The sequence below is a fragment of the Pseudomonas fragi genome (assembly GCF_025426255.1).
GTDB classification, from domain to species: domain Bacteria; phylum Pseudomonadota; class Gammaproteobacteria; order Pseudomonadales; family Pseudomonadaceae; genus Aquipseudomonas; species Aquipseudomonas kulmbachensis.
The window spans coordinates 5,169,020-5,185,000 of sequence record NZ_CP104861.1 but is presented as its reverse complement, the minus strand read 5'-3'; the positions used below and the strand labels follow the sequence as shown (position 1 = coordinate 5,185,000).

The following is a 15,981-nucleotide window of genomic DNA, read 5'->3' as shown; positions in this document are numbered from 1 at the left end:
TCACTTAGGTGATGCGGTAGAGGAGCGTTCTGTAAGCCTGTGAAGGTGAGTTGAGAAGCTTGCTGGAGGTATCAGAAGTGCGAATGCTGACATGAGTAACGATAATGGGTGTGAAAAACACCCACGCCGAAAGACCAAGGTTTCCTGCGCAACGTTAATCGACGCAGGGTTAGTCGGTCCCTAAGGCGAGGCTGAAAAGCGTAGTCGATGGAAAACAGGTTAATATTCCTGTACTTCTGGTTATTGCGATGGAGGGACGGAGAAGGCTAGGCCAGCTTGGCGTTGGTTGTCCAAGTTTAAGGTGGTAGGCTGGAATCTTAGGTAAATCCGGGATTCTAAGGCCGAGAGCTGATGACGAGTTGTCTTTTAGACAACGAAGTGGTTGATGCCATGCTTCCAAGAAAAGCTTCTAAGCTTCAGGTAACCAGGAACCGTACCCCAAACCGACACAGGTGGTTGGGTAGAGAATACCAAGGCGCTTGAGAGAACTCGGGTGAAGGAACTAGGCAAAATGGCACCGTAACTTCGGGAGAAGGTGCGCCGGTGAGGGTGAAGCATTTACTGCGTAAGCCCACGCCGGTCGAAGATACCAGGCCGCTGCGACTGTTTATTAAAAACACAGCACTCTGCAAACACGAAAGTGGACGTATAGGGTGTGACGCCTGCCCGGTGCCGGAAGGTTAATTGATGGGGTTAGCTAACGCGAAGCTCTTGATCGAAGCCCCGGTAAACGGCGGCCGTAACTATAACGGTCCTAAGGTAGCGAAATTCCTTGTCGGGTAAGTTCCGACCTGCACGAATGGCGTAACGATGGCGGCGCTGTCTCCACCCGAGACTCAGTGAAATTGAAATCGCTGTGAAGATGCAGTGTATCCGCGGCTAGACGGAAAGACCCCGTGAACCTTTACTATAGCTTTGCACTGGACTTTGAATTTGCTTGTGTAGGATAGGTGGGAGGCTTTGAAGTGTGGACGCCAGTCTGCATGGAGCCAACCTTGAAATACCACCCTGGCAACTTTGAGGTTCTAACTCAGGTCCGTTATCCGGATCGAGGACAGTGTATGGTGGGTAGTTTGACTGGGGCGGTCTCCTCCTAAAGAGTAACGGAGGAGTACGAAGGTGCGCTCAGACCGGTCGGAAATCGGTCGTAGAGTATAAAGGCAAAAGCGCGCTTGACTGCGAGACAGACACGTCGAGCAGGTACGAAAGTAGGTCTTAGTGATCCGGTGGTTCTGTATGGAAGGGCCATCGCTCAACGGATAAAAGGTACTCCGGGGATAACAGGCTGATACCGCCCAAGAGTTCATATCGACGGCGGTGTTTGGCACCTCGATGTCGGCTCATCACATCCTGGGGCTGAAGCCGGTCCCAAGGGTATGGCTGTTCGCCATTTAAAGTGGTACGCGAGCTGGGTTTAGAACGTCGTGAGACAGTTCGGTCCCTATCTGCCGTGGACGTTTGAGATTTGAGAGGGGCTGCTCCTAGTACGAGAGGACCGGAGTGGACGAACCTCTGGTGTTCCGGTTGTCACGCCAGTGGCATTGCCGGGTAGCTATGTTCGGGAAAGATAACCGCTGAAAGCATCTAAGCGGGAAACTTGCCTCAAGATGAGATCTCACTGGAACCTTGAGTTCCCTAAAGGGCCGTCGAAGACTACGACGTTGATAGGTTGGGTGTGTAAGCGCTGTGAGGCGTTGAGCTAACCAATACTAATTGCCCGTGAGGCTTGACCATATAACACCCAAGCAATTTGCGCCCTTGAACACAAGAGCCTGCAAGTTGCGGTGTGTGAAGACGATACAAACCGAAAGTTTGCGGTTCACAAAACACCCCTCTATTACATACCCATTCGCTGGAGCGTAAGCCGAAAGGCAAACGACCTGGCTACCGAATTTCTTGACGACCATAGAGCATTGGAACCACCTGATCCCATCCCGAACTCAGTAGTGAAACGATGCATCGCCGATGGTAGTGTGGGGTTTCCCCATGTGAGAGTAGGTCATCGTCAAGATTAAATTCCAAAATCCCTGTCTGCTCACGCAGACGGGGATTTTGTTTTTATAGAAGTCCCAAGTTTTCGCAGGTACGTTTTGATAACGGATCTGCCACAGAATTTCTTGACGACCATAGAGCATTGGAACCACCTGATCCCATCCCGAACTCAGTAGTGAAACGATGCATCGCCGATGGTAGTGTGGGGTTTCCCCATGTGAGAGTAGGTCATCGTCAAGATTGAATTCCGAAACCCCTGTCTGCTTACGCAGACAGGGGTTTTGTTTTTGCGCGACGTAAATCCTCAGCGCACATCAATTTTCTAGCCCCTCTCCAATACCACTCCAGAAAGCCGCGCTTGCGCTTTCGTCGGAATAAACACATTGCCAGTAAAAGTGGCTAAGTATTCCGCACATGGTGCCGACAGCCTGTTAAGCACTGCGTGCGTGCAGAGCCGCCAAAAGGCGGCTTGTGCGGCTACTCGGAATATCGCCCCGTACGCATCCTCCCTATTGGCATAAGAAGTCCCATGCTATGAATCTCAAGTTCAGCCATAAAATCCTTTTGGCCGCTTCAGGCGTCGTGGTTCTGGCGTTTGCGTTATTCACTTTGTACAACGACTACCTGCAGCGGGATACGATCAAGCAAAACATCGAATCCTCGGTGCAGCAGTCTGGCAACCTGACAGCCAGCAGCGTTCAGAATTGGCTCAGTGGCCGCATCCTGGTACTGGAGAGCCTTGCACAAAACATTGCCCACCAAGGCGCTCAGGCTGACCTCCCTGGGTTGGTCGACCAGCGTGCATTCACCTCTAACTTCCAGTTCACCTACGTCGGGCAAGCCAATGGGGTATTTACCCAACGCCCTGATGCCAACATGCCTGAAGGTTATGACCCCCGCGAGCGCGCTTGGTACAAGCAGGCTGTAAACGCAGGTCAAACCATGCTCACGCCACCTTACATGGCAGCTGTGGGTGGACTGATTGTGACCATCGCCATGCCAGTCAAAAAAGGCGGTGAGTTGCTGGGTGTAGTGGGGGGCGACTTGAGCCTGGACAGCCTGGTCAAAATCATTAACTCGGTCGACACAGGTGGCCTGGGTTACGCATTTTTGGTGAGTGGTGATGGTCAGGTCATCGTCAGTCCGGATAAAGATCAGGTCATGAAAAACCTGAAGGATATCTACCCATCCAGTTCCCTGCGGATCGAGAAGGGTATCCAGGAAGTGAAGCTCAATGGTCAGGAGCGGATCATTGCCTTTACCCCGGTGACGGGCCTGCCGTCTGCTGATTGGTACATTGGCCAATCGATAGACAAAGGCAAGGCTTACGCACCGCTGTCCAAGTTCCGCACATCTGCACTGATTGCGATGTTTATTGCCGTGGCAGCGATTGCGTTGCTGCTGAGCTTGTTGATCCAGGTCTTGATGCGCCCGCTGACTACCATGGGCCGTGCGATGCAGGACATCGCCCAGGGTGAAGGTGATTTGACGCGTCGCCTGGTGATTGAGAACAAGGATGAATTCGGCGAGTTGGCCGGCTCGTTCAACCAGTTTGTAGAGCGTATTCACGCGTCAATCAGTGAGGTGTCCTCAGCCACCCGCCAGGTGCATGACTTGTCCCATCGCGTGATGGCATCGTCCAACGCATCCATTGTCGGTTCGGACGAGCAGAGTGCTCGCACCAACAGCGTAGCCGCAGCCATCAACGAGCTGGGTGCCGCTACCCAGGAAATCGCCCGCAACGCCGCAGACGCATCACAGCATGCCAGCGGTGCCAGCGAGCAGGCAGATGATGGTCGTAAAGTTGTTGAGCAGACCATTCAGGCCATGACCGAGCTGTCGCAGAAAATCAGCTTGTCGTGTGCACAAATTGAAACGCTGAATGCCAGTACCGACAATATTGGCCACATTTTGGATGTGATCAAAGGTATCTCGCAGCAAACCAACTTGTTGGCCCTCAACGCAGCCATTGAGGCAGCGCGTGCGGGCGAAGCGGGACGAGGCTTTGCCGTGGTGGCAGATGAGGTGCGCAACCTCGCTCACCGCACTCAGGAGTCGGCAGAGGAGATACACAAAATGATCACCTCGCTGCAAGTGGGGTCCCGTGAAGCAGTCAGCACCATGAATGCGAGCCAGGTTTCCAGCGAGGAAAGCGTAGAGGTGGCCAATCAGGCGGGCGCTCGTTTGATCAGCGTGACCCAGCGTATCGAGGAAATCGACGGTATGAACCAGTCGGTTGCCGCCGCTACCGAGGAGCAAACCGCCGTGGTCGAAACTCTCAATGTGGATATCAACCAGATCAATCTGCTCAATCAGCAAGGTGTGGTGAATCTCAACGAAACCCTCAAGGACTGCGATGCGCTGTCGCAGCAAGCCAGCCGCCTCAAGCAATTGGTCGACAGCTTCAAAATCTAAGGCGCTGATCAATAATGAGTTACCCACAGCCCTGGCATTTTAAATGTCAGGGCTGTTTTGCTTTCTGTGTATCCAGATAGTGGGTTATGGCCTTTACGCCGCGTTGCAGATGCGACTCAAGCTCCGCAATGCACGCTTCGATATCTCGGGCTCGGGCGTGATGCAACAACGCTCGGTGATCGTCCTGGCATAACTTGCCAAGGTTCATTTGCTTAAGGTTAAAGCGCAGAAAGCGCTCTTCTTCAATAAGCCCTGTCTCAATTAACGCCAACAGTTTCTTATTCGGTGCCTTGCAGTAAAGCGTCTGATGAAATTGCCGGTTGAGTGTGCCGATTTTGCCGAAATCTGTTTCGACTTCGAGCGCCTCGATATAGCCCTCGGCCGCTTCAAAATCTTCGTCAGCCAACAATGGCACTGAAAGGCGTAGCGCTTGAGCTTCGAGCAATAAACGCAGCTCATAAGCGTGCAGCGAGTTGTCTTCGATCAAAGGGGCAACCACGGCTCCTTTGTATTGCACAACCTGCAACAGGCTTTGGGCTTCAAGTTGACGCAATGCCTCGCGAACTGGCATGCGGCTCACGCCAAATAGTTGTGCCAATGCCTCTTGGCGAATCGCAGTGCCACATGGCAAGCGCCCATCAAGAATAGCGTTGCGCAAGGTCTCTTCAATCACCGGTCGCGCCAAATGAGCGGGTATGGGGCCTGAGACAACTATGCTGCTTAGAGGATTGTTTTTGACGGTCACGTTGGGATTACCTGCACCGAAAGTTCAGCACGCTTGTTTGGATCCAATTCAAGTTAGGTAGTGACCCGATCCCTGTCAAACCTCGTTACGTCTAGTTTAGCGTGACTGCCAAAAAAGAGATTGCACGGTGCCACTATCTTTCTTGTTCAGGACCCTCCAGCGCGCTCCCCTTTGTTGTGGTCTGGCCCTACAATCGCCGGAGTTAAAGCTGCCCAAATCGCAGCCTCAATGCACAGCAGGTGAAGGATGGGCGTACTCAGCAAAAACGACGTAGGTGAACAGGGGCTTCAACTACCTGCATCGTCCCGCAGTGCACTGACCCGACTGGTTCGCCAGCCGTGGTTGTGGTGTATTTTGCTATTGGCCTCAGGGGTACGGTTTTACGGTTTCACGACCTCTGCCATTTGGTGTGACGAGGGCTCCAGCCTGATGCTGAGCGACTACTCGCTCCCCGGTATCTGGTTTCATGCGGCGCACGATGTTCACCCACCTTTGTACTTCATGCTGTTGCACGGCTGGATAGCGCTGTTTGGTGACAGCCTGGTCTCGATTCGCACCCTGAGTGTACTGCCCGGTATCGCGACGGTATTGCTGGGGATATGGCTGGTACGGCTGATAGCCACTCAAAGGGCTGCGTTGCTGGCGGGCCTTCTGTTAGCACTGCTGCCGATCGCCGTACGCTACAGCCAGGAAGTACGAATGTACTCGTTATTGGGCATGTGGCTGATCGCAGCGACTATCGCATTGGTGTACTGGGTCAAGGCACCGCATAAAAGCCGCTATCTGGCCGTCTACACCGTGCTGATGGCGGCCGCGTTCTACACCCATTACTTCACCGCTTTCTGCGTGATCGCCCATTGGTTGTACCTGCTTCTCAGTGGCCGAAGCACGGGATGGCTGATCAAGCGCCCAGCCTGGTGGCTGGCCAACGCGGTCATTGTGTTGTTGTTTTTGCCATGGCTTCCCGGCCTTATCGACCTGCTGCAACACATGGATGAACTCAAGGCTGGCGGTGATGTGGGCTGGGAGCCTGCTGTCGATGCCCGCTCCTTGCCAGCCATGATGTGGCAGTTTTTGCTTCAGGACGAAGGCGACAACCTCCCTTGGCCGCTGTTCTGGCTGGCACCGCTGTCGCTCTGTGCCGGGATAGTGTGGATGGCGGTACGTGACGCCACGCCGAATAAATTTCGCACGCTCGTGGCGACTTATACGCTTGTGCCCATATTGGCGATCTTTGCGCTGTCATTCATCTCGCCGCTGTTCATCGAGCGGTATCTGATGTTCGCGGCACTTGGCTTGCCACTGCTGGCCGGTATCGCAATTGACCACCTGCTCAAACACCGGCGCGCATTGGCTATCGCACTGCTGGCACTGTTTATCGGTACTGAGACAGTGGGGTTGCGCAGCAATTTCAGCGACGAGGCTGATCATTTTGACCGTCTGGTTGAGCGTGTGAACCAACAGTTCCAGCCCGGTGACCGAATCGTCGTCAGTGACCTGTTCTGGTACTTCAGCTACGTCTACTACAACAAGACCGGGTTTCAGCCCATGCTCTATACGCCCCCCTTGGAGGATGGCGCATCCGGGCGTCCGAATGACTATGGCTTTGGCACGTTGGTGAATGCTCACGGCAAAAAAATCTATGTGGATCGCCTGAGCGACCTGCAACCAGGAACGGGCCGTATCTGGTTGATCAGCAGCAAAGTGCAACCGGATGATTTCAGCACTATCCCCGCGCATTGGCACAAAGCGCAGGACTTGGCCGTCGATGACACGCAGGCTCGACTATATTTGACCTGCACCGCCGCCGAATGCGGCAGACAACCTGAACGGAGCCAACTCGATGCAAGCGCCAACCCATAGCCTACCATCGTTGTTCAAGCAACTGGGGCTGCCGTCCAGCCCCGAAGATATTGAAAAATTTGTCACCACCCACTCGCCACTCAAACCTGATCTGAAGCTTGAAGATGCGTTTTTCTGGACACCCTCCCAAGCGGCATTCTTGCGTGAAGAGCAGCTTGAAGATGCGGATTGGGCTGAAATCGTCGATCAATTGAACTTGATGCTGCGCACAAAGCCGATCGCAGGTAAGTAGAAATAACTAGCAACACTTGACTGTGATCATCTGGCCGCGCAATATTAATAGTTAGCAAACTAACATTATGTGACGCATCTTGCCTGACACTCTCGATCTACTGCAAATGAGCATCAGCACCGGCATGGTGGTTGCGACTCGCCATTGGCGTCGTGTCTGCCAGGCCACGCTGGTCAATTATGGGATTTCCGAAGCCTGCGCCATGCCGCTGCTAATTATCGGCCGCTTGGGGGCAGGGGTGAGACAGGTCACCGTGGCCCATGCCGCCGGAATGGAAAGCCCCTCGTTGGTGCGTTTGCTTGATCAATTGTGTAAGGCAGGCTATGTGCGTCGCTGTGAAGATGCCAGCGACCGCCGGGCTAAAACCTTGAGCCTGACCGATAGTGGGCGGGCGTTGGTGCAATCGATTGAAGCCCAGCTTGTACAACTGCGACAGGCTGCGCTGGCCGATGTTTCAGTAGCTGATCAGGAAGCTGCATTGCGCGTCATCAAAGCCTTCGAAGCGGCCGTTCGGTTGCCAGATGGAGCCGCATCTTGAACGGTTTTTTCAGCAACCTGCCCCCTGCCCGTGACTGGTTCTATGGGGTACGAACCTTCGCCGCGTCGATGATCGCGCTGTATATCGCATTGCTGATGGAAATGCCCCGCCCATATTGGGCGATGGCCACGGTATATATCGTCTCCAGTCCCTTTGTCGGGCCAACCAGTTCCAAAGCGGTTTACCGAGCCCTGGGCACTCTGATCGGCGCTGCAGCTGCGGTGTTTTTTGTTCCGCTATTTGTGCAAACGCCGTTTTTACTGGTGCTGGTGATCGCGCTCTGGACCGGCATTCTGCTGTTCCTGTCGCTGCACCTGCGCACGGCCAACAGCTACGTACTCATGCTTGCCGGTTACACCATGCCCATGATCGCTTTGCCGATTGTGGATAACCCGCTGAACGTCTTCGACATCGCGGTCTCGCGTACCGAAGAAATCATGCTCGGCATCGTCTGCGCAGCCGTAGTTGGCAGCATGTTCTGGCCTCGCCGCCTGACCCCGGTTTTCATCGACTCGGCTGCCAAGTGGTTTGCCGATGCGAGCAATTACAGCAAGCACTTTCTGGCCCGCGACGTAGAGCCGAGCAAAGCCAGCGGCCTGCGGGCATCGATGGTCACAACGTTCAACAGTCTCGAAATGATGATCGGCCAACTGTCCCATGAGGGCGCGCACCCGCAGACGGTGCGTAATACCAAAGAGCTGCGCGGGCGAATGATCCACTTGTTACCCGTGGTCGACGCCCTGGACGACGCACTCTATGCGCTGGAGCGTCGCGCACCTGAACTGCTCGACAGAGTCACGCCTTTGCTCGACCACGCTCAGGCGTGGCTTGAAAGCACCCGTCATGGTGCTCCGATCCAGCAATGGCAAGCGTTGCGCCATGAACTCGAAGCGTTGCAGCCCAGCGCAGCGGCGCTGGACGATCGCCGCCAGCTGGTGTTTTCCAACGTGTTGTATCGGTTAGGTGAGTGGATCGACCTGTGGCAGGACTGCCGCAGCCTGCAAGAAGCTATCTCGACCGGCAGCCAAGACATGTGGCGTGCGGTTTACCGGCACTGGCGTCTGGGCCGGCTGACGCCGTTTCTCGATCGTGGGCTGATGCTCTATTCGGCTTTTTCCACGGTGACCGCGATTGTCGTGGCCTCCGTGCTGTGGATATTGCTCGGTTGGACCGACGGTGCCAGCGCGGTGATTCTAGCGGCCGTGGCCTGCAGCTTCTTTGCGGCGATGGACGACCCGGCCCCGCAGATTTACCGGTTCTTTTTCTGGACCTCGCTGTCGGTACTGTTTGCCAGCCTGTATTTGTTTGTAATCCTGCCTAATCTGCACGATTTTCCGATGCTGGTACTCGCGTTCGCCGTGCCGTTTATCTGCGTTGGCACCCTGACGGTACAACCGCGCTTTTACTTGGGTACGTTGCTGACCATCGTCAACACAGCCTCGTTTATCAGCATTCAAGGGGCCTACGATGCAGACTTCATGGTGTTTATGAACGCCAACCTGGCAGGCCCCGTCGGCCTGTTGTTTGCCTTTGTCTGGACCCTGATTGCGCGTCCGTTCGGTGCCGAGCTGGCGGCCAAGCGCCTGACGCGCTTCAGCTGGCGCGACATCGTTAGCCTGACCCAACCGGCAACCCTGGCCGAGCACCGGCAAATGGGCGTGCAAATGCTTGATCGCCTGATGCAGCACTTGCCGCGTCTAGCCTTGACCGGGCAAGACACCGGCAGCGCCCTGCGCGACCTGCGGGTGGCGCTCAATCTTCTGGATCTGCTGGCCTATGCGCCAAGGGTCACGGGAGAGCCACAACGGTTGTTGCGTCAGGTGGTGAACGATGTGGGCGAATACTTTTGCGCATGCCTGAAGGCAGGTGAGCGTTTGCCTATGCCCATGGGCCTGCAAATGACCATGGACCGCACCCGCCGCGCGCTCAACGCCAACGACCTGCAAGACGAAGGCGAGGCGCGGGTGCATCTGCTGCATGCCCTGAGCGGGCTGCGTCTGGCCCTACTGCCAGGCGTTGAATTTATTGTTGATAACGATGATCTGCCACACACCCAGGCCCAGAGTATTGATGGAGCGCCGCTATGATCGGTGACGTAGATATCAGCGGAGTGTTCCTGCCCACGCTCCTGGTGTTGATGGGCATCACCTACTTGTTGTTTTTGGTGGTTCACGCGTTACTCACGCGTGTGCACTTTTACCGTCTGGTCTGGCACCGGGCTTTGTTCAACGTCGGTCTCTACGCTCTGCTACTCGGCGTTGTGGATTCGTTTAGTCGATATCTGATGACATGAAAAAACCTTTACTGACCTTGGGCCGTGTCGTTCTCACCTTGCTGGTGGTGACGTTTGCCTGCGTCGTGGTCTGGCGCATGACCATGTATTACATGTTTGCTCCCTGGACACGCGACGCTCACATCCGCGCCGACATTGTGCAAATTGCCCCTGACGTGTCGGGCCTGATCAAGCAGGTGGATGTGCGCGACAACCAGCCTGTCACCCGTGACCAGGTGCTGTTTGTCATCGACCAGGAGCGTTTCAAGCTGGCGTTGCGCCAAGCTGAAGCAGCAGTCGCTGACCGCCAGGAGACCTTGGCCCAGGCCCAACGTGAAAGCCGCCGTAACAAGGGGTTGGGCAATCTGGTCGCCCGTGAACAACTGGAAGAAAGCCAGTCCCGTGAAATGCGTGCCCAATCTGCACTTACTGAAGCTCAAGTGGCTGTGGACAGTGCCAAGCTCAACCTGGAGCGCACTGTTGTGCGCAGCCCGGTCGATGGTTATGTCAACGATCGGGCGCCACGGGTCAATGAGTTCGTCACCGCAGGTCGACCAGTGTTGGCGATTGTCGACAGCAGCTCGTTCCATATCGACGGTTATTTTGAAGAGACCAAACTCGACGGCATCCATGTCGGTCAGAGCGTTGATATCCGCGTGATTGGCGACAATGCCCGGTTGCGCGGTCATGTCGAAAGCATCGTGGCGGGTATTGAAGACCGTGACCGTACCAGCGGCCAGAACCTGCTCCCCAACGTCAACCCGGCGTTCAGCTGGGTACGGCTGGCGCAGCGGATTCCGGTGCGCATCGTGTTTGACGACGTGCCTGAGGATTTCCGCATGATCGCCGGGCGCACCGCGACAGTGTCGATCATCGACGACTCGGCCAAGGCCAAACCTGCCCCGGAGAGCGCGCGATGAAAGCCGTTCACCTGGCAGCCGTAGGGCTGGGTTTGCTGCTGTCCGGTTGCCAGTTGCTTGGCCCTGATTACCAGTTGCCCAAAGACGCGGCGATGCAACGCCCGGATTTGCAGGGCGAGTTTGCAGGCGAGGGTGCCAACGTGGTGTCCGCGCCAATTCCCGATGACTGGTGGAAGCTCTATCAAGACCCCAAACTCAATGAGTTGGTGCGCCAGGCGCTGGCTTCCAACACCGATTTACGGGTCGCGGCGGCGAACCTGTCGCGGGCGCGTGCTCAGGTTGAGCAAGCGCAGTCGGCTGGTGGCTGGAGCGGTTCGGTGAAGGCGGGCGCGCAGCGTCTGCAAGAGTCTGGCGAAGCTTTTTTGCTGGCGGATAAAGTGCCGGTGGCCAACGTCGGCGATCTGGGTATCAGCACCTCATACCAGTTCGACCTGTGGGGGACCTTGCAGCGCGGCATCGAGGCGGCCCAGGCCAATGCGGACGCTACCCAGGCTGCGGCGGACACCGCTCGAATCACCGTGGTTGCAGACGTCGTGCGTGCTTATACGCAAGTGTGCGCGGCCAACGAAGAGCGCCATATCGCGCAAGAATCACTGCAACTGCAATCCCAAAGTACGACCCTGATCCAGCGCCTGCGTGATGCTGGTCGAGGCGATGAAACCCAGGTCACGCGCTCCGAAACCCAATTCAGATCCTTGCGCGCCGAACTGCCGCGCTACGAAGCGCTGCGCCAATCGGGGCTGTTTCGATTGTCGATGTTGCTGGCCAAACCGCTGGACCAACTGCCAGCGGCTGTGAGCAGTTGTGCCGAGTTGCCGCACATCGTGCAGCTGTTGCCTGTGGGCGATGGAGCCGCGCTGCTCAAGCGCCGCCCGGACGTGCGTCAGGCTGAGCGCCATCTGGCGGCAGCGACCGCCGAGATCGGCGTAGCCACAGGCTCCCTGTATCCGGACATCAGCATCGGTGCCAGCATTGGTACAGTGGGGCTTCTGGAAAACCTGGGGACGGCCCCGACCAACCGCTGGGGCTTTGGCCCGCTGTTGAGCTGGACCATTCCGACTAACGGTTCGCGAGCACGAATCCGCGAAGCCGAGGCTGTCACCCAAGGTGCATTGGCCAAGTTCGATGGCGTGGTACTCAACGCCATCCGTGAAACCCAGACCAGCCTCGTGCAGTACACCGCCTTGCTCCAACGCCGCGATGCGCTGGCCGAGGCCGGAGAATCGGCCAAAACCGCTGCCGAGCAAACCCACCAGTTCTTCCAGGCCGGGCGCGAATCGTTCCTTGCCGACCTGCAAGCCACGCGCACCTACACCGATGTACGCGCACAGTTGGCCACGGCCAACACCCAGGTTGCCATGAGTCAGATCGATCTGTTTTTGGCCCTGGGTGGCGGCTGGGAAAGTGGACGAACGCAAGCCCCTGCAAGCGCGAAACCCTGACAGCGTTGCTATGCTCTGAGTTATCGGTATCAGAACGATGGCTCAGGGCGTCTGCGGGTCTCTATAGCCCTCCTCATCGTGCAGACCATGCCTGATGGGGATACTAATAATGAAAAACCCTTATGCTCCCGGTTTCTGGTGTGCAGTGGCGGCAGTAGTACTGCTTTCGGCGACGTATTTCTACGGCATCATGCTGGCGCACCAAATCGACAAGGCGATGATCTTCCTCGACAGCGTCAGTGCCCTGATCGCCGTGCTGGCCATCGTGGTTGTGGCCTGTGCCTCGGTTCAAACCCGCCAAATCAAAAAGCGCCAGATCGCCCAAGGCCAGACCCGGGTTCTGATCTGGGACACCAAAGTCGCGCTACGTCGGGTCGAGACGGTATTCGATCGCTATTTCTGGGGCAGCTACTGGCAACCGGGCCGTACCTTCCAGGAGTTCATGGGCGAACTCACCGGCACCCCGCTGGAAAAAAGTCTCGATGCCTTGAAAACCCAATGCCTGAAACTCGACAAGGCCCTGCCATCCGAAGAACGCCAATGGCTCGACCACGCACGAGAGCTATCGGATGTCGCGGCAGCGATGGCCCGTGAGCGCTATCAACTGGATTATTCGGACGTTTCCTTCAACTCTGTAGGTGAAACCTGCATTGATCACGATCTGGAAGTTCTGGTGTACACCTGGAGCGCCAGCCTCAAGAGCTTTGACCATCAACTTGACGAAATAGACCAACATTACGCCCAGCCGGCATGAGGTCTGGCGTCACTCAAGAACAGCGCTTGCGCTGTTGCCAGTGTTAACCTGCTATCACTTTCGGCCCATGACGGGCTTGGCAAAGACCGCATTTTCTTTCAACACAACGGACATTGAACGGGTCAATTGATGAATAAACCATTAGGCGTACTGGCTGGGATTGTAGTTGTTGCAGGGGCACTGAACACTGCTGGTGCGTGGTACACCGGTACTAAACTCGAGGGTGTGCTGCAGACCTCGATTCAGCAGACCAACCAGGAGTTGGCGAAGCAACTGCAAGGCTCCACCACTCACGGCACGATCGAACTGGTTACCCTTGATCGCCACCTCTATAGCAGTACCGCGCACTACCGCCTGAAAATTCAGGACGAGGCCTCGGGCCCTGACGCTCCGCCGCTGGAACTGCTGTTTGTGGACAACATCGAGCATGGCCCGTTGCCGTGGTCGCGCATCAAGACGTTCAAGTGGATGCCAGTAATGGCGGTCAGCAATTACGCGCTGGAAAAAACCCCGTTTACTGAAAAATGGTTTGCCGCAGCCAAGGATCAGGCACCGCTCAAAGGCCAGGTCACGCTGGGTTACAACCGCTCGGTTGATGGTCAAATGGAGCTGCTGGCACTGGAGGCCAAGCTGGACGAGAACTCCAGCATCAGTTTCTCGGGGCTGACCATGGATGCTCAGGCCGATGCCGACGGCCAAAATATCAAAGCCAAAGGCTACATGGATCACCTCAAGATCAATGCAGCCTCGCTTGATAAGCCGCCAGTAGTGGTCGAGCTCAATGGTCTGACCTTGGCCAGCGACCTGAATAAAAGCGCCTATGGTTTTTATCTCGGCCAGAACGTGCTGGAGCTGACCGAAGGCCAATTGACCTTTGGCGTTGCTCAATCAGTAGCCAAAATCAAGAACTTCGAATACGCGGGTTCTGCTTCCGCCAATGGCAGTCTGTTGTCCGGGCGTCTGACCTACAACGTGGGCGACATCACCCTGGACGGCAAGCCAGTGGGTAGCGCGCAAATGGTCATGACTGCCAGCAGCCTGGACATTCCGGCCATGCAAGCACTGTTGCAGATCTACCAGACCAAGTTCCAGCCTCAAGCTGACGGCACCTTGCCGCAAACGCCGCTGACCCCGGCCGAGCAAGTCCTGATGCAGGCGCAGGTTGAAAAACTGCTGGCCGGTAACCCGCAGCTGGCGCTGGAAAAACTCACGGTCAAGACGGCCAATGGCGAAAGCCAGTTCAATGTGGCCGTGAGCCTGGCCAAGCCGGCTTCGTTTGAGCTGCCGCCTGTCGAAGTCACCAAGCAGATGCTGACCACGCTGGATGCAAAGCTGCTGCTTTCCAAGCCGATGATTGCTGACTTGTCGGCTGTTCAGGCACAACTGGTCGGTCAAACTGATCCGCAAGCCGTTGCCAAAATGGCCAGCATGAACAGCGAGATGGCAGGTGTGATGGCGGTGCAAACCGGGCTGGCCAAGGTGGACGGCAACAACATCCTGGCATCGCTCAACTATGCGGCGGGCCAAGTGGACCTCAATGGTCAGAAGATGAGCCTTGAAGAGTTCATCACTGCAATGACGACCCGCTTTGGCGGTGTAGCCGCGCAGTAATAACCCTGTAGCTGCAGATCCAGTGCAGGAACGGGCTTGCCCGACTCCCGCACTGGATTTATGCCGTAGCCAACGCTCGTATTTCGAGTCACGCCAGCTCAGGCAACAAGGTCTTGGCAAACACAAAGCACAACTTGTTGCCCTCCGGGTCGCGGCAATACGCACCGTAATAGTCGTCACCATATTGCGGACGCTTGCCGGGTGGGCCCTCATCAGTTCCGCCCATTTGCATAGCCGTCTGCCATGCCGCATCAACTTGCTCGACCGAATGCGCGCTAAAACTGACCTGCACGCCATTACCCCAAGTCGCGGGCAATCCATTGATCGGCAATTGAATGTAGAACTGCGGCCAATAATGCCCAGGGCGGTGCCACCCGGCCCCTGAAGGGCTGCTGTCCTCTTCATCGAGGCCAAGACGCACCAACCCCAGCGTTGCGAGCACAGCGTCGTAAAACAGGGTCAATGCGGGCACGTCACGTGCACCGATCTGAATATGGCTGAACATGGGTCGTCCTCCGTAACGGGAAGATGGACTGTAGCCAGTTTTGTGCAGGCGCGACAAAACCACGCGCAAATGCACGTCGGGATTACTTAAGAGGGAGGGGGGAGGAAACGCGGTTCCCTTGAACAAGGGAACGCATTTTGGACCGCGTGCAGCAAATAATGGCGGAGAACGGGGGATTCGAACCCCCGACACCCTTTTGAGGTGTACTCCCTTAGCAGGGGAGCGCCTTCGGCCACTCGGCCAGCTCTCCGCGAAACGCCGCGTATAGTAACCAGCCTTTCGTCAGTTGCCCATAGAAAATTTAATTTGGCTTACAAAGAGCTGAAAAATCCCGAAAAACAGGCGTGTAACGACTTACCGGGTTCTCGGTAGCAGTCAAAAATGCTTGGGAAGATGTTGCTTTCGATCATCGGTTCCCAGGGCGGGAACGCTATTCCCTTGAACAAGGGATAGAAAATGGTGCACCAGGCGGGATTCGAACCCACGACCACTGCCTTCGGAGGGCAGTACTCTATCCAGCTGAGCTACTGGTGCGACGCGGGCGCCATAATACTCATCTGTGTGTCGCCCGTCCATGCTGCTGATTCGTCAGGTGTTTCTTGGTGCGTTATGGGCTATTAATGGGGGCCGGGTGAGAAAGTGGTAAAACAGTACCGCTTGTTCTTTTTTTCGAACAGGCTATTGTCCTTTAC

The 15,981-nt window shown here is 56.1% G+C and carries 12 protein-coding genes, 2 tRNA genes, 3 rRNA genes and 1 pseudogene (1 of these 18 running past the window's edge); 14 read left to right on the top strand and 4 right to left on the bottom strand.

Annotated elements, in window-relative coordinates:
• The 5 genes and pseudogenes from N7D90_RS23805 to N7D90_RS24765 all read left to right on the top strand — a co-directional run.
• Window positions 1-1,734: ribosomal RNA gene (locus N7D90_RS23805) — 23S ribosomal RNA — on the top strand; it begins 1,158 nt to the left of the window's first position.
• A gap of 161 nt (window positions 1,735-1,895) precedes the next feature.
• Window positions 1,896-2,011 (top strand): 5S ribosomal RNA (rrf, locus tag N7D90_RS23800).
• 105 nt (window positions 2,012-2,116) lie between these two features.
• Window positions 2,117-2,232: ribosomal RNA gene (gene rrf / locus N7D90_RS23795) — 5S ribosomal RNA — on the top strand.
• 294 nt (window positions 2,233-2,526) lie between these two features.
• Window positions 2,527-3,504: pseudogene (locus N7D90_RS24770) on the top strand (cache domain-containing protein); the annotation flags it as partial.
• A 117-nt stretch (window positions 3,505-3,621) separates the two neighbouring features.
• Window positions 3,622-4,407: a methyl-accepting chemotaxis protein gene (locus N7D90_RS24765; RefSeq protein ID WP_395247549.1), complete on the top strand. Its 786-nt coding sequence runs from the start codon at window positions 3,622-3,624 to the stop codon at window positions 4,405-4,407.
• A 46-nt stretch (window positions 4,408-4,453) separates the two neighbouring features.
• Here the strand turns inward: N7D90_RS24765 and N7D90_RS23785 are convergent, their stop codons facing one another.
• Window positions 4,454-5,152: a GntR family transcriptional regulator gene (locus N7D90_RS23785; protein ID WP_261740259.1), complete on the bottom strand. Its 699-nt coding sequence runs from the start codon at window positions 5,150-5,152 to the stop codon at window positions 4,454-4,456.
• A 246-nt stretch (window positions 5,153-5,398) separates the two neighbouring features.
• Between N7D90_RS23785 and N7D90_RS23780 the strand changes: the two genes are divergently transcribed.
• From N7D90_RS23780 to N7D90_RS23740, 9 genes are all read left to right on the top strand, one after another.
• Window positions 5,399-7,015 carry a glycosyltransferase family 39 protein gene (locus N7D90_RS23780; RefSeq protein WP_261740258.1) on the top strand — a complete coding sequence of 539 codons (1,617 nt, stop codon included), beginning with the start codon at window positions 5,399-5,401 and terminating at the stop codon, window positions 7,013-7,015.
• Window positions 6,996-7,247 (top strand): DUF2789 domain-containing protein, encoded by a 252-nt coding sequence (locus N7D90_RS23775; RefSeq protein ID WP_261740257.1) that lies wholly within the window; start codon window positions 6,996-6,998, stop codon window positions 7,245-7,247. Before N7D90_RS23780 ends, N7D90_RS23775 begins: the two co-directional genes overlap by 20 nt.
• 106 nt (window positions 7,248-7,353) lie before the next feature.
• Window positions 7,354-7,785 (top strand): MarR family winged helix-turn-helix transcriptional regulator, encoded by a 432-nt coding sequence (locus N7D90_RS23770; protein ID WP_261742520.1) that lies wholly within the window; start codon window positions 7,354-7,356, stop codon window positions 7,783-7,785.
• Window positions 7,782-9,872, top strand: a complete 2,091-nt coding sequence (locus tag N7D90_RS23765; protein WP_261740255.1) for an FUSC family protein — start codon at window positions 7,782-7,784, stop codon at window positions 9,870-9,872. Before N7D90_RS23770 ends, N7D90_RS23765 begins: the two co-directional genes overlap by 4 nt.
• On the top strand, window positions 9,869-10,078 hold the full coding sequence (locus N7D90_RS23760; protein ID WP_261740254.1) for a DUF1656 domain-containing protein: 210 nt from the start codon (window positions 9,869-9,871) through the stop codon (window positions 10,076-10,078). The genes N7D90_RS23765 and N7D90_RS23760 overlap by 4 nt, the downstream gene beginning before the upstream one ends.
• Window positions 10,075-10,977, top strand: a complete 903-nt coding sequence (locus N7D90_RS23755) for an HlyD family secretion protein (protein ID WP_261740253.1) — start codon at window positions 10,075-10,077, stop codon at window positions 10,975-10,977. The genes N7D90_RS23760 and N7D90_RS23755 overlap by 4 nt, the downstream gene beginning before the upstream one ends.
• A complete protein-coding gene (locus tag N7D90_RS23750) occupies window positions 10,974-12,419 on the top strand; it encodes an efflux transporter outer membrane subunit (RefSeq protein ID WP_261740252.1) in 1,446 nt (481 codons plus the stop codon). Before N7D90_RS23755 ends, N7D90_RS23750 begins: the two co-directional genes overlap by 4 nt.
• Before the next feature lie 109 nt (window positions 12,420-12,528).
• The gene (locus N7D90_RS23745) at window positions 12,529-13,173 is read left to right on the top strand and encodes an NADH:ubiquinone oxidoreductase subunit N (RefSeq protein ID WP_261740251.1); all 645 of its coding nucleotides are present in this window, start codon (window positions 12,529-12,531) and stop codon (window positions 13,171-13,173) included.
• A 129-nt stretch (window positions 13,174-13,302) separates the two neighbouring features.
• Window positions 13,303-14,784 carry a YdgA family protein gene (locus N7D90_RS23740; protein WP_261740250.1) on the top strand — a complete coding sequence of 494 codons (1,482 nt, stop codon included), beginning with the start codon at window positions 13,303-13,305 and terminating at the stop codon, window positions 14,782-14,784.
• 88 nt (window positions 14,785-14,872) lie between these two features.
• On the opposite strand, the gene N7D90_RS23735 is transcribed toward N7D90_RS23740, so the two are convergent.
• The 3 genes from N7D90_RS23735 to N7D90_RS23725 all read right to left on the bottom strand — a co-directional run bounded on the left by N7D90_RS23735 (window position 14,873) and on the right by N7D90_RS23725 (window position 15,823).
• A complete protein-coding gene (locus N7D90_RS23735; protein ID WP_261740249.1) occupies window positions 14,873-15,289 on the bottom strand; it encodes a VOC family protein in 417 nt (138 codons plus the stop codon).
• A 159-nt stretch (window positions 15,290-15,448) separates the two neighbouring features.
• A tRNA-Ser gene (locus tag N7D90_RS23730) sits at window positions 15,449-15,539 on the bottom strand.
• Between the two features lie 207 nt (window positions 15,540-15,746).
• Window positions 15,747-15,823 (bottom strand) — tRNA-Arg (locus tag N7D90_RS23725).
• Between the last annotated feature and the right edge of the window lie 158 nt (window positions 15,824-15,981).

Bases quoted from the DNA above. Each gene is read 5' to 3' on its own strand.
- N7D90_RS23760 (WP_261740254.1), top strand. From the start codon at position 9,869: ATGATCGGTGACGTAGATATCAGCGGAGTGTTCCTGCCCACGCTCCTG.
- N7D90_RS23755 (WP_261740253.1), top strand. From the start codon at position 10,075: ATGAAAAAACCTTTACTGACCTTGGGCCGTGTCGTTCTCACCTTGCTG.
- N7D90_RS23745 (WP_261740251.1), top strand. From the start codon at position 12,529: ATGAAAAACCCTTATGCTCCCGGTTTCTGGTGTGCAGTGGCGGCAGTA.
- N7D90_RS23740 (WP_261740250.1), top strand. From the start codon at position 13,303: ATGAATAAACCATTAGGCGTACTGGCTGGGATTGTAGTTGTTGCAGGG.
- N7D90_RS23735 (WP_261740249.1), bottom strand. From the start codon at position 15,289: ATGTTCAGCCATATTCAGATCGGTGCACGTGACGTGCCCGCATTGACC.
- N7D90_RS24765 (WP_395247549.1), top strand. From the start codon at position 3,622: ATGGCATCGTCCAACGCATCCATTGTCGGTTCGGACGAGCAGAGTGCT.
- N7D90_RS23750 (WP_261740252.1), top strand. From the start codon at position 10,974: ATGAAAGCCGTTCACCTGGCAGCCGTAGGGCTGGGTTTGCTGCTGTCC.
- N7D90_RS23775 (WP_261740257.1), top strand. From the start codon at position 6,996: ATGCAAGCGCCAACCCATAGCCTACCATCGTTGTTCAAGCAACTGGGG.
- N7D90_RS23770 (WP_261742520.1), top strand. From the start codon at position 7,354: ATGAGCATCAGCACCGGCATGGTGGTTGCGACTCGCCATTGGCGTCGT.
- N7D90_RS23780 (WP_261740258.1), top strand. From the start codon at position 5,399: ATGGGCGTACTCAGCAAAAACGACGTAGGTGAACAGGGGCTTCAACTA.